General features: G+C 64.1%; 16 protein-coding genes and 2 tRNA genes. 4 read left to right on the top strand and 14 right to left on the bottom strand.

The annotated features are described in order from the left end of the window. The first annotated feature begins 146 nt into the window (after positions 1–146). Positions 147–398, top strand: coding sequence for a cell division protein CrgA (locus tag B5520_RS15400; protein ID WP_079597957.1), 252 nt, complete (start codon positions 147–149; stop codon positions 396–398). A gap of 43 nt (positions 399–441) precedes the next feature. Next, on the top strand, positions 442–1,056 hold the full coding sequence (locus B5520_RS15395) for a DNA-3-methyladenine glycosylase I (protein ID WP_079597956.1): 615 nt from the start codon (positions 442–444) through the stop codon (positions 1,054–1,056). A 180-nt stretch (positions 1,057–1,236) separates the two neighbouring features. On the opposite strand, the gene B5520_RS15390 is transcribed toward B5520_RS15395, so the two are convergent. From B5520_RS15390 to B5520_RS15380, 3 genes are all read right to left on the bottom strand, one after another. After that, entirely contained in the window at positions 1,237–1,704 is a 468-nt protein-coding gene (locus B5520_RS15390) for a carboxymuconolactone decarboxylase family protein (RefSeq protein WP_079597955.1), read from the bottom strand. A gap of 520 nt (positions 1,705–2,224) precedes the next feature. After that, entirely contained in the window at positions 2,225–3,103 is an 879-nt protein-coding gene (locus B5520_RS15385; protein ID WP_079597954.1) for a rhomboid family intramembrane serine protease, read from the bottom strand. Positions 3,104–3,112: 9 nt separating this feature from the next. After that, positions 3,113–3,658: a peptidylprolyl isomerase gene (locus tag B5520_RS15380; RefSeq protein ID WP_079597953.1), complete on the bottom strand. Its 546-nt coding sequence runs from the start codon at positions 3,656–3,658 to the stop codon at positions 3,113–3,115. A gap of 154 nt (positions 3,659–3,812) precedes the next feature. On the opposite strand from B5520_RS15380, the gene B5520_RS15375 reads away from it, so the two are divergent. Then, complete coding sequence (locus B5520_RS15375) at positions 3,813–4,784, top strand: hypothetical protein (protein ID WP_079597952.1); 972 nt, start codon at positions 3,813–3,815, stop codon at positions 4,782–4,784. 128 nt (positions 4,785–4,912) lie between these two features. After that, positions 4,913–5,788, top strand: coding sequence for a glycosyltransferase (locus tag B5520_RS15370; protein ID WP_079597951.1), 876 nt, complete (start codon positions 4,913–4,915; stop codon positions 5,786–5,788). Between the two features lie 88 nt (positions 5,789–5,876). Here B5520_RS15370 and B5520_RS15365 read toward each other — a convergent pair whose 3' ends face one another. The 11 genes from B5520_RS15365 to dnaN all read right to left on the bottom strand — a co-directional run bounded on the left by B5520_RS15365 (position 5,877) and on the right by dnaN (position 17,138). After that, on the bottom strand, positions 5,877–6,818 hold the full coding sequence (locus B5520_RS15365; RefSeq protein ID WP_079597950.1) for a DMT family transporter: 942 nt from the start codon (positions 6,816–6,818) through the stop codon (positions 5,877–5,879). Positions 6,819–6,895: 77 nt separating this feature from the next. Continuing rightward, positions 6,896–6,971: transfer RNA gene (locus tag B5520_RS15360), tRNA-Ala, on the bottom strand. Positions 6,972–7,043: 72 nt separating this feature from the next. Next, complete coding sequence (locus tag B5520_RS22915) at positions 7,044–7,160, bottom strand: DLW-39 family protein (protein ID WP_217700331.1); 117 nt, start codon at positions 7,158–7,160, stop codon at positions 7,044–7,046. Positions 7,161–7,230: 70 nt separating this feature from the next. Continuing rightward, positions 7,231–7,304: transfer RNA gene (locus B5520_RS15355), tRNA-Ile, on the bottom strand. A gap of 97 nt (positions 7,305–7,401) precedes the next feature. Further along, positions 7,402–8,040 carry a DUF3566 domain-containing protein gene (locus B5520_RS15350; RefSeq protein ID WP_079597949.1) on the bottom strand — a complete coding sequence of 213 codons (639 nt, stop codon included), beginning with the start codon at positions 8,038–8,040 and terminating at the stop codon, positions 7,402–7,404. After that, positions 8,033–10,711 carry a DNA gyrase subunit A gene (gene gyrA / locus B5520_RS15345; protein WP_079597948.1) on the bottom strand — a complete coding sequence of 893 codons (2,679 nt, stop codon included), beginning with the start codon at positions 10,709–10,711 and terminating at the stop codon, positions 8,033–8,035. Before gyrA ends, B5520_RS15350 begins: the two co-directional genes overlap by 8 nt. A gap of 55 nt (positions 10,712–10,766) precedes the next feature. Continuing rightward, entirely contained in the window at positions 10,767–12,854 is a 2,088-nt protein-coding gene (gyrB, locus tag B5520_RS15340; protein ID WP_079597947.1) for a DNA topoisomerase (ATP-hydrolyzing) subunit B, read from the bottom strand. 379 nt (positions 12,855–13,233) lie between these two features. Continuing rightward, positions 13,234–13,791: a DUF721 domain-containing protein gene (locus B5520_RS15335; protein ID WP_079597946.1), complete on the bottom strand. Its 558-nt coding sequence runs from the start codon at positions 13,789–13,791 to the stop codon at positions 13,234–13,236. After that, on the bottom strand, positions 13,775–14,986 hold the full coding sequence (recF, locus tag B5520_RS15330; RefSeq protein WP_079597945.1) for a DNA replication/repair protein RecF: 1,212 nt from the start codon (positions 14,984–14,986) through the stop codon (positions 13,775–13,777). Before recF ends, B5520_RS15335 begins: the two co-directional genes overlap by 17 nt. A gap of 45 nt (positions 14,987–15,031) precedes the next feature. Further along, positions 15,032–15,916 (bottom strand): phosphogluconate dehydrogenase (NAD(+)-dependent, decarboxylating), encoded by an 885-nt coding sequence (gene gnd / locus B5520_RS15325; RefSeq protein WP_079597944.1) that lies wholly within the window; start codon positions 15,914–15,916, stop codon positions 15,032–15,034. A gap of 97 nt (positions 15,917–16,013) precedes the next feature. After that, positions 16,014–17,138, bottom strand: a complete 1,125-nt coding sequence (gene dnaN / locus B5520_RS15320) for a DNA polymerase III subunit beta (protein WP_079597943.1) — start codon at positions 17,136–17,138, stop codon at positions 16,014–16,016. Positions 17,139–17,636 lie beyond the last annotated feature (498 nt).

Below are 17,636 nucleotides of genomic sequence, written 5' to 3'. Positions count from 1 at the left end.
CACCGGCGGCCCGTGAACTCCGGCTAGAATTGGCTGCTAGTAAGAATCCAGATTTGACCAAGATCGCGCAGACCGCTGGCAATTTCCTTCTTGCAGGATATCAAGCCCGGGACGCCGAGCTTGCCTCAGCCCGCCAAGGAGAGCCAGTGCCCGAGTCAAAGCCGCGCAAGAAGACTGCCAGCACAGCCGAGAAGGCTTCCCCCCAGGCATACAAACCAAATCCGGTGTGGTTCAAGCCCGTGATGTTTGGCCTGATGATTATTGGCCTGTTCTGGATCATCACGTTCTACATCAGCGAGGGACGTTTTCCCGTCCAGGCGTGGGAATCATGGAACATCGTGGCCGGCTTTGGCATCGCCATCGTGGGCTTCCTGATGACCACGCGCTGGCGCTCCTAGCCTTTCCTCACCGCCCACGGGCCCATTCCGCCGGGAGATACGTATGGCAGCTGACACGTCAGGCGTGGTGGTGGGCGACGACGGCCTGGCCCGGCCGGCCTGGGCATCAGTGGATCCGCTGATGCGGGATTACTACGACCATGAATGGGGCCTTCCGGTCACGGACGAACGTGGCCTGTACGAACGTATTTGCCTGGAAGGCTTCCAGTCGGGGCTTTCCTGGGCCACCATCCTGCGGAAGCGTCCGGCTTTCCGTGCCGCCTTCGCGGACTTTAATCCCGATGCCGTGGCGTTGTTTACCGACGCTGACGTGGAACGCCTCCTGCAGAACCCCGGCATCGTGCGGAACAGACTGAAGATCCTGGCCGCCATCAGGAACGCCCGGGCCACTCTCGCCCTGCGGCAAGAGGGCGGCCTGGTGGACTTCGTCTGGAAATTCCAGCCTGCAAAGACTCCACAGCCGGTGGTACACACCGATATCCCCACCCAGTCCGAGGAGTCCGTAGCGCTCTCCAAAGCCCTCCGCAAAAAGGGCTTCTCCTTCGTTGGGCCAACCACCATGTTCGCCTTGATGGAAGCCATCGGGATGGTGGACACACACCTCGTGGACAGCCACCGGAGGGGTTCATCAGGGGTTTGGACCGTTTCTACGGGGTAGCGGGTTCTCCCCAGCTGTTGGGAAAGTTATCCACAGTGTTGAAAACCTGCGGATAACCAGGCGCAGCCCGGGCCGAGGGCCAGAACTGGGGCCAACTTCCGAATCACGCCCCCGAAATGCAGTTATTAACAGTGTGGAATACCTGTGGATAATCAATCGCGGGCCCGGAGAGCCTCCAGGTTAGCGCTCCCGGCGCACAGGGTGGTGGCTGGTGATGGAGATGCGGTTGAAGGCGTTCATGCTGGCAGCCGCCCAGCTCACTACCGAGAATTCCTCTTCGGTCAGATAGTCACGGGCAAAACCCTCCTCCTGCTCACGCAGCCGCTCGGAGGGGAGTTCGGTGATGCTTTCGACCAGGGCCAGTGCGGCGCGTTCCTTCTCCGTGAACAGTGCCGTGTCCCGCCACGCCGGAAGCACGGCCAGCCGCTGGGAAGTTTCACCCGCCTTGAGCGCGTCCCTCACGTGGAGGTCCAGGCAGTAGGCGCAGCCGTTGATCTGGGAAATCCGCACGTTGAGGAGTTCCAGGGTCTTCGCGTCGATGCCGGCGTCCTGCGCAGCTTCCTTGATTTTGAGCGCCAGCCCGTTAATGGCCCGCCAGAGCGCCGGATGCTGCTTGTCGAGGAAGATGTGCTTGGTGGTGGCGGTCAAGGTTTCCTCCTGGAAGCCGGCGGCAGGATAAGAGCATCAGAAGCTTATCCACTTACCAACATCCCGATACCCACAAGTTATCCACAACTGTGGAAACAGCTGGGGGAAAATTCGGCGTCCGAGGCCTGCACGTTGCCATCCGCCGGGATTCTCCAAGCGGAATGACATGGGCGGAACTTATTAACAGTGTGCATAAGGCTGTTGATTGACACCCTCTCGCGGCACGGCGGGCACGGAAAAGCCACAGCTAAGCGCGACTTTTCCACAGTTCGGCGCAGCAGGGGCATTTTGTCCACTTAAGCACATGCCTATCCCCAAGAGTTATCCACAGGTGTGGAGAAATACAGGCGCCAAACGGGGAAAACCCCGGCAACGCGGCGCGAAAGTTGCTGGTTCTTATGAATCACAGGCGTGTAAGTTACCAACACTGTGGATAACGGCTGTGGAAAACAAAAACCCCCGGCGCCGTGAGCGCCGGGGGTTTTGTGATGGAAACTGTCCAGGTGGGGGTTCGCGGGTATTACATGGAGACGCGGGCCCATACCGCCACTGCGAGCAGGACCAGTACCGCCACCAGGCCTGCGGCCTGGATCAGCCCCTGGCGGCGTCCGCGGGGTGTGTAGGCGAGCACCGCAGCACAGAGCCCGCCCGTGATGAGGCCTCCAAGATGCGCCTGCCAGGCGATTTGGGGGATGAGGAAGCCGACGACGCCGTTAATCGCGATCAACACCCACAGCTGGCGGGTGTCGCCGCCCCGGTGCCGCTGGACCAGCAGCATGGCGCCGAAGAGCCCGAAGATGGCGCCGGAAGCACCCACCACACCATAAAGCGGCAGGCCCGGCTGGTACAGGGGAGTGAGCAGGAGATAGCCCACAGAGCCGCCGATCGCGGAAATCAGGTAGAGCGCCAGGAACCGGGCCCGCCCCAGCAGCGGTTCAAGGGCCTGGCCAAACGCCCAGAGCATGTACATGTTCAGCGCGATGTGAAGGATGAACCCCTGGGAGTGCAGGAATGCGGCCGTGAGCATCCGCCATGGCTCAAACTGCCCGTAACGCGGCTCGGCATAGATATTCGCAAAGCCCAGGCTCTGGTAGACGGCGTCGTTGGGGATCAGCCACTGCAGGACGTACAGCACCGCGCAGACGGCGATGATCCCAAACGTCACCATAGGTTTGCCGGTGGCAACGGCGCCGCCGTAGACGGTCCGTACCTCCGGCGTCGTACGCCTTGTTTCGTTGACGCAGTCAACGCATTGGAATCCGACGGCGGCCGCCCGCTGGCAGTCGGGGCACGCGGGGCGCCCGCACCGCTGGCATCGCACATACGAAGGCCGGTCCGGATGCCGGGGGCACACCGGGACCTGGGCGGACGGCTCAGCCGACGGAATTCCGTAACTCATGGTGCGGTATTACAGCTGTTCGATGTCGATGCTGTTAATGGTGACGTCCTCCACCGGGCGGTCGCCCATGCCGGTGCGGACACCCTCGATGGCGTCAACAACCTTCTTGGATTCGTCGTCCGCCACCTCGCCGAAGATGCTGTGCTTGCCCTGGAGCCAGTCGGTGGGGATGGTGGTGATGAAGAACTGTGAGCCGTTGGTGCCCTTGCCCATCTGGATGCCGGCGTTGGCCATGGCCAGCTTGTAGGGCTGGTTGAAGCTGAGCTCAGGGTGGATTTCGTCGTCGAACCGGTAACCGGGGCCACCCGTTCCGCGGCCCAGCGGATCGCCGGCCTGGATCATGAAGTCCTTGATGATGCGGTGGAAGATGGTTCCGTTGTACAGCGGGGTGCCGGTCTTGTCCTCGCCGGTTTCGGGGTGGGTCCACGCCTGCTCGCCGGTGGCGAGGCCGATGAAGTTCTTGACGGTCTTGGGCGCATGGTTCCCGAAGAGGTTAACCCTGATGTCGCCGAGGCTCGTGTGGATGGTTGCTTTTGCAGTTGCGATGGCAGTCATAGGGCCCATTCTTCCACGCCGTCCAAGGGCGCAGGCGGCCTCGGCAACAGTTCCGCGCTGGGTGAAATCTGCCTCAAATCCGCCGTGTGAATAGCCGGTGATGACCAAGCCACGTAGGCTAACCACAAACCGTCACATTAATCGGGAGGTAGTTGTGAAGAAATCGGATCGTATTGCCCGTGACCTTGAGCTGTCAGTCATTGGCGCCGTTGAGAATGCCAAGGATTGGGCGGGCCCCCGAGTGGAAGCAGCTGTGGACTGGGCTGTTCCCCGCCTCCAGCACAGCCTGGACACCGCATCTCCCAAGATCCAGGAAGGCCTGAAGTCGGCGGCGCACAACCTGGCGGACGGCGTGGCCACCGTGACTCCCCGCATCCAGGACGGCCTGGCGCAGCTCGCCCCCAGGATCAATGACGCCGTGGAGGGCGCCTCCCCGCGGCTGCATGAAGCGCTGGACAAGGCCACCCCGGTGGTCCTGAGCGCCCGCGACCGCGTCGTCGTGGAGTACCTGCCCCGGCTGTCGGACCAGATCGGCCACGCTTCCGAGGCCGTGCACCGCACCCTGGAGAACACCCCGGCCCGCGTTGACGCCGTCGCGCAGAAGCTTGGTGACGTGGGAATCGTCCACATCATCCAGGAGCAGGCCCAGGCCACGGGCAGCCAGCTGAAGGCGGCCGCCACCGGAGCCGGACGTACCGTCGGCATCCAGCTGGCACAGCCGGAGCCGCCCAAGAAGCAGCGCGGCTGGCTGGTCTTTGGCGTCATTGCCGCAGCGGTCGCTGCTGGCGTTGCGGCCTGGAAGGCCTCCAAGCCGGTCGAGGACCCCTGGAAGACCCCGTCGCCCGTCACGTCCACGCCGGCTCCGGTCCCCGCAACGACGGTCAATGACGTCAAGGAAACCGCCCTGGACGCCTCGGACAAGGTGGCAGACGCCACCGCGTCCTTCGCAGCCGCCGGTGCGGACAAGACCTCCGGGGCTGCGGACGCCGCCAAGGAAAAGGCCGAGGACGCTGCCGACAAGGCCAAGCACGTGGCCGAGGATGTTTCCGACAGCACTGCCACGGTTGCCGCCGACGCCAAGTCGGCCACCAGGAGCAACGCAGACAAGGGCAGCACCCAGGCTTAGTCACAGCATCACCGGAAGGGGTCCCGTTGCACGGGGCCCCTTCTGCTGTCTCCGGGACTCCTAATCTTCATCCGATGTCCTGCTTCCCCTTCCGGGCAGGACTGCCGGGCGGTGCTAGATTTGAGGTGATGTCAGCCGATCAATCCCTTGGGGATGCCTTGAACGACGCAGCCGAGCTGCCCCGTGTGTCCATCGTTATCCCGGCGTACAACGAGGAGAGCGTCATCCGGCAGTGCCTTATAGCTGCCATCTACCAGTCCGTCCCCGCCCACGAAATCATCGTGGTGGACAACCTTTCCAAAGACCGCACAGCTGACATCGTGCGGCAAATGCAGCTTGAGTATCCGGAAAGCCCCCTTATCCTGCTGAGCCAGGACCGGGAACAGGGACTGATTCCCACCCGCAATTTCGGCCTGGACAACGCAACGGGTGACGTCCTGGGCCGCATCGATGCTGATTCGGTGCTGGAGCCCGACTGGGTGGAGCAGGTGCAGCGGGCGTTCCTCGATTCCTCGGTCCAGGCAGCCACCGGCCCGGTGGTCTACTACGACATGCCCATGCGCCGCTTCGGGCTCAAGGCCGACGACAAGATGCGCCAGCTGATGCTGAAGCTGGCCAAGCACCAGTACCACTTCCTGTTCGGGTCAAACATGGCCTTGCGCGCCTCCGCCTGGGCAACCATTCGGGCTGAGACCTGCCGCGATGAGCGGGACGAGATGCACGAGGACATCGATTTGTCCCTGCACCTGGCCGACCACGAACTCAAGATCCAGTACTGCCCGCAGATGGTCTCCGGGATGTCCGCGCGGCGGCTGGAGGACTCACCCCGCGACTACCGCTACTACGTGACGCGGTTCGACCGCACCTACAAGGCGCACAACGTCAAGAAGATGGCGCTGAAGGCTCCCATGGTGGTCTTCTTCTCGGTGTATTTCCCGGCCAAGATCCTGCGGGCAATCCACACCGTCAATACAGCACAGCCGGTCCGCCGCGGCGGCCAGTAGCCGCCCCTCTGCCCGGGCCCGGGCCTGATCCTTCCGCGCGCTGCTGGTCGGTGCCTAGCTAGTGGGTGCCTAGCTAGTGGGTGCCCAGCTAGTCGGTGCCCAGCTCCGCCAAGGGACGGTCCGACGGCGGTTCGTCCCCGGGTGCCCTGTTCCGCCGCCCTGCCCTCCCGGGCCTCTGTCCGAGGACGACGACGGCTAGTCCCGCAAGGATGAGGCCGAGCCCGGCATAGGTGCCGGCGGGAAGCGTCTCGCCGAGGAAGACGGCCGCCAGCAGGGCGGCGCCCGGAATCTCGAGGAGGATGATCATCGAGACCAGGAGCGGGCTCATGGTGGCCAGCAGGTGGTTGAAAGCAGTATGGCCCACCAGTTGCGCGCACACGGTGATGGCAAGGATTCCCAGCCATCCCGCCGCCTCGAAGCCCGCCAGCGGCTGGCCTGCCAGCACTGCCATCAGTGCCACCAAGGCAGCGCACATCCCGTAGCACAGGGTTGTGTACGTCCCCGTGGTCATGCTCTGCCGGGCCTTGCCCCCTGCCAGGGTGTAGAGGCCGGCAAGCGCTCCGCCGGCCACGGCGAGGAGGTCACCCAGCAGCGCGTCCGGGGACGAGCCCATGTCGAACCCTGTGATGGCCACGACTCCCGCGAAGGCGATGCTGAGCCCCGCCATCACCTGCCAGCGGTGGCGGATGCCGCGGAACAGCTGGAAGACGGCAATCCAGGCTGACTGCAGGCAGACCAGCGCGGTGGCCGCGGCAACGGACGTCAGTTGCAGTGAGGTGATGAAGCAGGCGAAGTGAAGGGCCAGTGCGACGGCGGCCAGCAGCGACCAGCGGAACTCGCGGCGGGTGACCCTGCCGAACTGGCCGGGTTCACGGACAAGGGTGGGGGTGGCCATAACGGCCGCTCCGATGGCATTCCGCCAGAAGGCGATGGCCAGGGCACTGACGCTGGTGGCACCCAGGGTGGCCGCAATCAGCGGGCCGGAAGAGGCAACACCCAGGACACCCAGGGCCGCGAGTAAGAGGTTCACTGTCCAACCCTAATGTCGGTACCTGCGGGGCAAAACAAAAGTCCCGGCCAGCGTTTCCGCTGACCGGGACTTTCCTATGGTGGAGGCACGGGGACTCGAACCCCGAACCCCCTGCTTGCAAAGCAGGTGCGCTACCAATTGCGCCATGCCCCCATAAGAAGCAACCCGTCAATCATACCCTAGAACCGGAGAGCCTTTGACCAGCTCCCGGGCCGGGCGTCCAGGCTAGTCCACCGTATCGGTTGACTTGCTCCAGACATCTTTCCGGGCTTCGGATTCCTGTGCTTTCCGGTAGACCAGGACGCCTGCGATTGCAGCTGCAAGTACCAGCAACTTCTTCACATGCTCCCCGTTCCGGCCCGGCTGCGGGTTACCCCGAACCAAACCTCCACTTGAACCTGCACAGGTTCCGTGGGCGTACCAGGACTTGAACCTGGGACCTCTTCGTTATCAGCGAAGCGCTCTAACCGCCTGAGCTATACGCCCCGATGCCTCATCGGGCCGAGACATGACTTTACAGCACATCCCGGCCCGATCTCAAATCGGGCCTTTCCGCCGGCCTGAAGCCGTCGGAAACGGGGTCCTAATCGTCGGTGAGGGTAACGCCGATGCCGCCCACAAGGGTGGCGGAGATGTTGTACAGCACGGCCGACAGCATGGACAGCGCCGTCAGGAGGACCACGTTCACCACGGCGATGATGGTGGCGAATGAAGCCACCTGTCCCAGGGATGCGACCTTCTTCAGTTCGAAGCCGCCGCCTTCGGAGCCGGCCAGCGTGCCGAGCAGGCTGTCCACCTGGTCGAAGATGCCGGTGAGGTCAAGGACGGTCCACAGGACGATGGCAGCCACCACTGTGACGATTCCCAAAGCCACGGACAGCAGGAACGCCATTTTCAGGACGGACCAGGGGTCAACCCTGCTGACCAGCAGCCGGGCACGCCGGACTTTTGCCTTTGGCGCCGGCTTGACCAGCCCCGGCGTTCCCTGCCCGGGAGCCACAGCGGCAGGACGGGGGCCCTGCGCCGGCCGCTGGCCGGGCTGGCCCTGCGGGCCCTGGACGGGACGCTGGCCGGGGACGGCCGGACGCTGGCCCGGAGCACCGGCAGGCGCTGCCGGCCGCTGCTGCGGACGAACGGGCGCGTTCACGCGGGGCGCCGCCGAGGGCCGGTTTCCGTCGGGAACAGTACTGTTCGGCTTGGGAAATGAGTCGGAATTACTCACTCGTTACCTCCGTGTTGTCTTCGTTCGGCTCAGCGTCGCCCGAGGCGTCCTCTGACTCAACGGCCGGTGATTCTTCTGCCATTGCTGGCGCGGCGGATTCCCCGGGGGTCCCGCCATCTTCAGCCAACGTTACGTCATCCTCCAGCGATTCCTCGCCCTCAAGACCCCGTTCGCTGTTCCGTGCCACTTCGATGATCCGGTCGTTCTTGTCCGGCTTCGCGAAGATGACGCCCATGGTGTCGCGCCCCTTGGCAGGCACGCCGGCCACCGAGGACCGCACAACCTTGCCGCCTTCCATGACCACCAGCACTTCATCTTCCTCCTGGACGATGAGCGCCCCCACCAGGTCGCCGCGTTCCTCGGCAAGCTTGGCCACCTTGATGCCCAGGCCGCCGCGGCCCTGGAGGCGGTATTCCTCCACTGCGGTGCGCTTGGCGTAGCCGCCCTCGGTCACGATGAACACGTAGGAACCGTCTGTGACCACGTTGGCGGCGAGCAGCTCGTCGTCTTCGCGGAACTTCATGCCGGTGACACCGGACGTGGCGCGGCCCATGGGCCGGAGCGCGTCCTCGGTGGCAGTGAAGCGGATGGACTGGCCCTTGCGTGACACCAGCAGCAAATCGTCGGTTTCGGACACCAGCTGCGCCGAGACCAGTTCGTCGCCGTCGCGGAGGTTGATGGCGATCACGCCGGCGGAACGGTTGGTGTCGTAATCCTCAAGCCGCGTCTTCTTGACCAGGCCGCGCTTGGTGGCGAGGACCAGGTATGGTGCCTGCTGGTAGTCCTTCAGGTCCAGGACCTGGGCAATGTGTTCGTCGGGCTGGAACGCCATCAGGTTGGCCACATGCTGGCCCTTGGCGTCCCGGCCGGCTTCCATCAGCTCATAGGCTTTGGCACGGTACACCCGGCCGAGGTTGGTGAAGAACAGGAGCCAGTGGTGGGTGGTGGTGACGAAGAAGTGTTCCACCACGTCGTCACCGCGGAGCTGGGCACCCTTGATGCCCTTGCCGCCGCGCTGCTGGGAGCGGTAGTTGTCGCTCCGCGTGCGCTTGACGTAGCCGCCGCGGGTGATAGTGACCACCATCTCCTCTTCGGGGATGAGGTCTTCCATGGACATGTCGCCGTCGTAGCCCATGAGGATCCTGGTGCGCCGGTCATCGCCGTGCTTGTCCACGATCTCGCCAAGTTCGGTGCTGATGATCTCGCGCTGCCGCTGCTCGGAGCCCAAGATCGCGTTGTACTCGGCGATCAGTGCCTCGAGTTCGGCGTGCCGGTCCTGGATCTTCTGGCGTTCCAGGGCGGCGAGGCGGCGCAGCTGCATGTCCAGGATGGCTCGGGCCTGCAGTTCGTCGATGTCCAGGAGCTCCATGAGTCCGTCGCGTGCTGCTTCGGTGGTGTTCGACGCGCGGATGAGGGCGATGACCTCGTCCAGCATGTCCAGGGCCTTGAGCAGCGCCCGAAGGATATGCGCTTCTTCTTCCGCCTTGCGCAGGCGGTAGCGGGTGCGCCGGGCAATGACGTCCATCTGGTGCGTCACCCAGTGCCGGATGAAGGCATCCAGGCTCAGGGTGCGCGGCACGCCGTCAACAATGGCCAGCATGTTGGCGGAGAAGTTGCTCTGCAGTTCAGTGTGCTTGTAGAGGTTGTTCAGGACAACCTTGGGCACGGCGTCGCGCTTGAGGACGATGACCAGCCGCTGGCCGGTGCGGCCCGACGTTTCATCGCGAAGGTCGGCGATGCCCTGGATCTTGCCGTCCTTGACCAGTTCGGCGATCTTGATGGCCAGGTTGTCCGGGTTGGCCTGGTACGGAAGCTCGGTAACCACCAGGCAGGTGCGGCCCTGCAGTTCCTCAACGTTGACGACTGCACGCATGGTGACGGAACCGCGGCCGGTACGGTAGGCGTCCTCGATGCCCTTGTGGCCCAGGATGGTGGCGCCGGTGGGGAAATCGGGGCCCTTGACCCGCAGCAGGAGTTCTTCGAGCAGTTCCTCGCGGCTGGCGCCCGGGTTGGCCAGGTACCACTGCACGCCGTCAGCCACTTCGCGGAGGTTGTGGGGCGGGATGTTGGTGGCCATGCCGACGGCGATGCCGGAGGACCCGTTGACCAGCAGGTTGGGGAACCGGGCCGGAAGGATGGTGGGTTCCTGGTTTTTGCCGTCGTAGTTGTCCTGGAAGTCGACGGTCTCCTCGTCGATGTCCCGGACCATCTCCATGGCCAGCGGCGCCATCTTGGTTTCGGTGTAACGCGGTGCGGCAGCGCCGTCGTTGCCGGGGGAACCGAAGTTTCCCTGGCCGAGTGCCAGCGGGTAGCGCATGGTCCAGTCCTGGATCAGGCGGACCAGGGCGTCATAGATCGCGGTGTCGCCGTGGGGGTGGTACTGGCCCATGACTTCGCCCACCACGCGGGCGCACTTGTTGAAGGAACGGTCGGGGCGGTAGCCCCCGTCGAACATCGCGTAGAGAACGCGTCGGTGGACGGGCTTGAGTCCGTCACGGACGTCGGGGAGGGCACGGCCCACGATGACGGCCATGGCGTAGTCCAGGTACGACCGCTGCATTTCCGTCTGCAGGTCCACCTGCTCCACACGGTCAATCAGCACGTCGCCTTCAAGAACGGTGTCCGGGGTCCCGGCGTCTGATGCCGGGGTCTCGGGTGTTTCGTCGCTCATTTATTTATTTCCGTTTCAGGTATATGTCAGATTCTGAATATTTAGGAGCGGCGCTCTAGATATCCAGGAACCGGACGTCCTTGGCGTTCTGCTGGATGAAGTTGCGGCGTGATTCCACGTCTTCGCCCATGAGGACAGAGAAAATCTGGTCAGCGGCGAGGGCGTCGTCCATGGTGACCTGCAGCAGCGTCCGGTTGTCCGGATCCATGGTGGTGTCCCACAGCTCGGTGTAGTCCATCTCGCCAAGACCCTTGTAGCGCTGGATGCCGTTGTCCTTGGGAATCCTGCGTCCTGCGGCCTGGCCGGCCACCAGCTTGGCGTCGCGTTCCCGGTCGCTGTAGACGTAGTCGTGGGCCGCATTGGACCACTTGATCCGGTACAGCGGGGGCTGCGCCAGGTAGACGTAGCCGTTTTCGATGAGGGGCCGCATGTAGCGGAACAGCAGGGTCATCAGCAGGGTGGTGATGTGCTGGCCGTCCACATCGGCATCGGCCATCAGGACGATCTTGTGGTACCGCAGCTTCGAAAGGTCGAAGTCTTCGCCGATGCCCGTGCCGAAAGCGGTGATCATGGACTGGACCTCGGCATTGCCCAGGGCCTTGTCCAGGCGTGCGCGCTCCACGTTCAGGATTTTGCCGCGGAGGGGCAGGATGGCCTGGGTTTCCGGGTTGCGGCCGCGCTTGGCGGATCCGCCCGCGGAGTCACCCTCCACGATGTAGACCTCGCACTTCTCCGGGTCCTTCGAGGAGCAGTCGGAGAGCTTGCCGGGCATGCCGAAGGATTCCAGGGGGCTCTTCCGGCGGGCGTTGTCCCGTGCCTTGCGGGCCGCCATCCGCGCCTGGGCTGCGGAAATTGCCTTACGGATGACATCGCGGGCCGGGCCCGGGTTGCGTTCCAGCCAGTCGCCGAGGCCGTCAGTGACCACGCGCTGGACGAAGCCCTTGACCTCGGAGTTGCCGAGCTTGGTCTTGGTCTGGCCCTCGAACTGGGGCTCGGACAGCTTGACGGAGATGACGGCGGTCAGGCCTTCACGGATGTCGTCACCGGTGAGGTTGTCGTCTTTTTCCTTGATGATCCCCTTTTCCCGCGCATAGCGGTTGATCAGGGAGGTCATGGCAGCGCGGAAGCCCTCTTCGTGGGTTCCGCCCTCGTGGGTGTTGATCGTGTTGGCGTAGGTGTGGACGCTCTCGGAGTAGGCGTTGGTCCACTGCATCGCCATTTCCAGGGCGATCCGGCGTTCCTTGTCCTCGGTTTCGAAGGCGATGACGTCCTCGTGGACAACGTCCACCTTCTTGCCGGAGTTCAGGTGCTTGACGTAGTCCAGGAGGCCTTCGTCGTACTGGTACACCACGGTGCGGTGCTCCGCGCTGACCTCGCCTTCGGTGGCGATCGCGTCCAGGTCAAGGTCGGCGTCGGCGTCATCCTTGGCGGGTGCGCGTTCGTCCGTCAGAGTGATGCGCAGGCCCTTGTTGAGGAAGGCCATTTGCTGGAACCGCGCGCGGAGGGTCTCAAAGTCGAACTCGGTGGTTTCGAAGATTGCCGGGTCCGGGTAGAAGGTCTGAGTGGTGCCGGTGCGGTCGGTCTCTTCGCCCTTGACCAGGCTGCCCTGGGGCTTGCCGCCGTCAGCGAAGGACATGCGCCAGACGTGGCCCTGGCGGCGGACCTCGGTGTCCACGCGGCTGGACAGCGCGTTGACCACCGAGATGCCCACGCCGTGCAGGCCGCCGGAAACCGCGTAGCCCGCGCCGCCGAACTTGCCGCCGGCGTGCAGGATGGTCATGACCACTTCGACGGTGGGCTTGTGCTCTGTGGGGTGCATGTCCACGGGGATGCCGCGGCCGTCGTCCACGACTTTGACGCCGCCGTCGGCCTGCAGGACGATTTCGATGTGGGTGCAGTACCCGGCCAGGGCCTCATCGACGGAGTTGTCCACCACTTCGTACACCAGGTGGTGGAGCCCGCGCGGTCCGGTGGAACCGATGTACATGCCCGGTCGCTTCCGGACTGCTTCGAGGCCTTCAAGGACAGTGATGTCGCTGGCGCCGTACTCGCGCGGCTTCGCGGATTCCGCCGGGGTGTCTGGGGTACGGGCATCCTCGACTGCGGGTTCAACTGCCAGAATATCTGTATTGTCGTTAGCCACAGGCGCTGTCGACTCCTCTGTTCTCGATGATGGCCGGCCGGTTTCCCTTCCGTCCGGAAAAGTCACCCGCCAACAGGCACAAACTTATGGCGCCGGTGACTTGCTGACGGTTGGGGGCCCGCACTCCGTGTGCCGGATGCGCACGGAGAACGGACTCAGTCAACGTTTCACCCGCGCCCAGTTATCTGCAACGATTCTACCGCGAAACAGGCCATAACCCCGCATTCCAGGGGTGTGGACCGGCGGCAACGTGGCTGTGTGAGGCCGTTGACCGCGCCTAGGGCGCCCCAGAAGGACGGCCTCCGGGTGCCTATACACCCTCGGGCCCTTTCAGCGCTCTACACGCCGTTGGGGGTATTTTCAAGAGTCGGCAGCGAACCTAGCCGTAGGTATCCCGGGGGCCGCGGCCATTGACGGTCCGGCCGCCTTTGCGCCAGCTCGGGGCCGAGGGGCCCAGCACCTGGATGCTGGTGACCACTCCGTCGCCGAGCTCCACCCTGAATTTCTCGAGCAGGCTGGCACTCAGCAGGCGGAGCTGGGTTGCCCATGCGGTTGAATCGCAGCGGACGTGGAGCGTGGTGGCCGTAAAGCTTTCAGGAGTGCAGTGGGCTGAGATTTCCGGTCCCACCAGGGTGGCCCATTCGGCCATGACGGAGCCGACGGCCACAGGTGATGTCCAGCCGCGTTCGGCTACCAGCCGGCCCACCACTTTGCCCAGTCCCAGGGGGTCGCGGCCGGTGGCGTGGAACTGGCTGAAGCCGCGGGTGTCCCGGATTCCGTTTTTGGCTTTTGCGGACCCCGGGCGCACTGCCTTCCTGCGGATTTCGCCGCGCGCCGCGGCGGCCTCCCGCATTCTGTTCAGTGCTGCCTGCGGGGCATCAATGTTGTCGGGATCGCGGCCGGGCTGCAGCCCGCCGTCTTCACTGTCCCTGACCATCAATTCCTCCCGGGATGACTTTCACCCGCCGTCCGGACAGCTCTTCCGGGATATCGGCGTCGACGGCGGCGGTCACCAGGACCTGTTCCGCGCCGGAGACTATAGCGGCCAGTTTACGCCGCCGCTGCACATCCAGTTCGGCAAAAACGTCGTCGAGGATCAGGATGGGGGCGGACCCGCCCGTGCGGGCGTCGTCGAGCATCACGTAGTAGGAAGCCAGCCGAAGGGACAGGCACATGGACCAGGTTTCACCGTGCGAGGCATAGCCTTTCGCCGGCGCCTGTCCCAGGACAAGTTCCAGGTCATCGCGGTGCGGGCCCACCAGCGAAATACCGCGTTCCACCTCCTTTTTCCGTGATTCGGCGAAGGCCCGGACGTAGCGTTCGGTGAGCTCTTCCACGGATAAGGCGCGCAGGTCGTCCGGTTCGACGGCGGTGCCTGGCACTGTGGTGCGTGGCCCACCTGGCAGCGGCGCGCCGTCGTCGTCCATCTGGTTCTGCAGCGTGGAGCGGTAGGTGGCGTCAGCGGATTTGGACCCGTCCGTCAGTTCGGCATAGGCGCGTGCCAGGTGCGGGCGCAGGCGCTCCACCAGTTCGAGGCGCGCGTGGAGCAGTTCGGCGCCCGCTTTTGCCATGTGCTGGTCCCATACGTCCAGGGTTGCCTCGTGTCCGGAGGTGAACTTTCCGCCGCGCGCCGATTTGAGCAGGGCGTTGCGTTGTTTCAGCACCCTGTCGTAGTCGCTGCGGGTGGCAGCGTGGTGCGGGATGAGGCTGGCGAGCAGTTCGTCCAGGAAACGCCGGCGGTTCGAAGGGTCACCCTTGACCAGCGCCAGGTCCTCCGGAGCGAAGAGGACGGTCTGGCAAATGCCCAGCAGATCGCGGGCACGTACCGGGTTGCTGCGGTTGATGCGGCCGCGGTTAGCCCGCCCGGCGTTGATTTCCAGTTCCAGGACGGTGGTTTGCCCGCCGCGGACAAGCCGTGCCCTGACGAGTGCGCGGTCTGTACCGAACCGCAGGAGGGGTCCGTCTGAACTGACCCGGTGGGAGCTCAGCGTGGCAAGGTAGCCAATGGCTTCCATCAGGTTGGTTTTGCCGATGCCGTTGTATCCCACCAGGACGGTGACGCCCGGTTCGAAGGCAAGGTCAACCTGGGCGTAGCTGCGGAAATCGGTCAGGGAAAGGTGTTCCAGATACACGCGGGTTTCGACAATTCTGGGGACAGCAGCGGTCCCCGGTGGATGCTACTTGGCCGGACGGGTTGCGTGTCCGCCGAATTGGTGCCGGAGGGCAGACACCATTTTCATGGCAGGGGAACTATCTTCACGGGACTCGAACCTGGCAAACAGTGCGGCCGTGATGGCCGGGGCGGGGATGGCGTTGGCGATGGCCTCTTCCACCGTCCATCTGCCTTCGCCGGAATCCTCGACGTAGTCGTCGATGTTCTGCAGCCCAGGGTCCTCTTCCAGTGCCTTGACCAGCAGGTCAAGGAGCCATGACCGGACCACGGTGCCTTTTTGCCAGGCGCGGAAGGTGCCGGGCAGGTCGTTGATGATGTCCTTGGAAGCGAGCAGCTGGTAGCCCTCGGCGTAGGCCTGCATCAGGCCGTATTCGATTCCGTTGTGGACCATCTTGGCGTAGTGGCCGGCGCCGATGCCGCCTACATGCACAAAGCTGTCCTCGCGTTCACCTTCGGGACGCAGTGCATCGAAGACCGGCAGTGCACGTTCGATGTCTGCGGCGTCCCCGCCGGCCATCAGGCCGTAGCCGTTCTGCAGCCCCCAGACACCTCCGGATACTCCGCAGTCAACGAACCGGATGCCTTTGGCGGCGAGGAGCTCGCCGTGCTTCTGGTCCTCGGTGAAGCGGGAGTTGCCGCCGTCGACCACCAGGTCGCCCTCGTCCAGCTTCTCCGCCAGTTCCATGATGACGGCATCGGTGACCGCGCCGGCCGGAACCATCACCCAGACCAGCCGGGGCGCCGGGATGGCGGCGAGGAGTTCATCCACCGAGGCGACGTCGGTGACGTCCGGGTTGCGGTCATAACCCGTGACCTCGATGCCGCCCTTGCGCAGCCGTTCGCGCATGTTGAATCCCATTTTGCCAAGGCCGATCAGTCCAATGTGCATGGTGGAACTCTTTTCTGCGAGGCGAGGGTGGCGGTGGTTGGGGCCCCATCGGCGAGGGGCCCGGCCTGAGCTTGCGAAGGCTGGGAGCCGATGGGGACTAGTTGGGGAGGCGGACGGGCATCACCAGGTAACGGTAGTCATCCTGGTCCTCGCCGTCGGCGTCTGCCTGGGCGGTGATCATTGCGGGCTTGGGAGCAGAGGTGAAGGAGAACCGGACGAACTTGGTTTCGATGACGCTCAGGCCTTCCACCAGGTAGTGCGGGTTGAAGGCCACCGTGATGTCCTCACCGGAAAGCTGGGCCTCAAGTTCCTCTGATGCCTGGGCGTCTTCGCCGGTACCGGCGTCCAGGTTCAGCTGGCCCTCGGTGAAGGCAAGCCGGACCGGGGTGTTGCGTTCGGCCACGAGCGACACACGGCGGACAGCCTCCACCAGTTCCTGGGTCTGCACCGTGGCGTGGATGGGGGTGGATTCCGGGAAGAGCGAGCGGATCTTCGGGTAGTCGCCGTCAACCAGCAGGGACGTGGTGGTGCGTCCGCCGCTTTCGAAGCCGATCAGGCGGCTGTCGTCGTCGGAGAGGGCCAGGTTGATATCTCCGCTGTTGCCGAGCGTTTTCGCTACTTCGTTCAGGGTTTTTGCCTTGACCAGGGCGCTGGTGGAGATGCCGGGGGTCACCGGCTTCCACGGAACCTCACGCATGGCAAGGCGGTAGCGGTCCGTGGCGAGAAGGGTGATCAGGTCGTCTTCGATTTCCATCCGGACACCGGTCAGGATGGGGAGGGTGTCGTCCTTGCTCGCAGCGATGATCACCTGGGAAACAGCCTGGGCGAAGGAGTCCCCGGGCACGGTTCCGCTGATAGCCGGCAACGCCGGCAGCGGCGGATATTCGGCTTCAGGCATTGTGGCCAGGTGGAAGCTGCTGCGGCGGCAGGTGAGAGTCACCTTGTTGCCGTCGGTTTCGACGTCGACAGGAGCCGACGGGAGGCTTCGGCAGATATCGGCAAGCAGGCGCCCGGACACCAGGATGGTGCCTTCGTCCCGGATGTCGGCTGCAATTTCCAGGCGGGCGGAGGTTTCGTAGTCAAAGCTCGAGAGGCTGACTGTTCCGGCCTCAGCCTTCAAAAGCAGCCCGGAAAGTACGGGCACAGGCGGCCGCGGAGACAAGGACCGGGCTGTCCAGGTGACGGCTTCTGCCAGGACGTCCCGATCGACTCTGAACTTCACGGAAGGGTGCCGCCTTTCATTGCTGCTGCCATGTGGACTGGAAACTCCCGTGGGGGAATCCCAAAAAGTGGTGCCCCACACACGGAACGTGCATGGTCCCTGCTGATGGAAACCACGCAGGAACCCGAGGATGGGAGCGCTGCTGACAGCTTAGCCGGAAGATCCGGGATTAACCCATCCCCCGAGTCCGTCCTGGGGAAGGCCGGGGCGGCCCGGCCCGACCCTTGCGGGGTGCGGATCGATCTTGTTGTTTGAGGGATTTCAATTTTTTGGGATTAGTAGTGTTAATAACTGCTGTGGAAACTGTGGATAACCTCGTCCCGCCCCGCGTTCCGGCGGTTAAGCCCTGTTCATGGACTGTGGGCGCAGCAGGTTTTAAACAGGGTGTGGATGGGGATAAGAATTTTGGCGATTTTGCCGATCCACAGGCGGCTTAAGGGTTTTAAGCCCATTAACCGCGGTTGTCCCCTTAACTATCCACAGGCTTATCCACATGCA

This window comes from Arthrobacter sp. P2b (assembly GCF_900168295.1).
In the GTDB taxonomy this organism is placed as follows: domain Bacteria; phylum Actinomycetota; class Actinomycetes; order Actinomycetales; family Micrococcaceae; genus Arthrobacter.
Note: the sequence above shows the minus strand (reverse complement) of the source record. Positions and strands in the feature narration are given on the sequence as shown.

What these genes read in the sequence shown, in the direction of transcription:
- B5520_RS15395 (WP_079597956.1), top strand. Translation starts at nt 442, where the DNA reads ATGGCAGCTGACACGTCAGGCGTGGTGGTGGGCGACGACGGCCTGGCC.
- B5520_RS15385 (WP_079597954.1), bottom strand. Translation starts at nt 3,103, where the DNA reads ATGAGTTACGGAATTCCGTCGGCTGAGCCGTCCGCCCAGGTCCCGGTG.
- B5520_RS15380 (WP_079597953.1), bottom strand. Translation starts at nt 3,658, where the DNA reads ATGACTGCCATCGCAACTGCAAAAGCAACCATCCACACGAGCCTCGGC.
- B5520_RS15370 (WP_079597951.1), top strand. Translation starts at nt 4,913, where the DNA reads ATGTCAGCCGATCAATCCCTTGGGGATGCCTTGAACGACGCAGCCGAG.
- gyrA (WP_079597948.1), bottom strand. Translation starts at nt 10,711, where the DNA reads ATGAGCGACGAAACACCCGAGACCCCGGCATCAGACGCCGGGACCCCG.
- B5520_RS15335 (WP_079597946.1), bottom strand. Translation starts at nt 13,791, where the DNA reads ATGGTCAGGGACAGTGAAGACGGCGGGCTGCAGCCCGGCCGCGATCCC.
- gnd (WP_079597944.1), bottom strand. Translation starts at nt 15,916, where the DNA reads ATGCACATTGGACTGATCGGCCTTGGCAAAATGGGATTCAACATGCGC.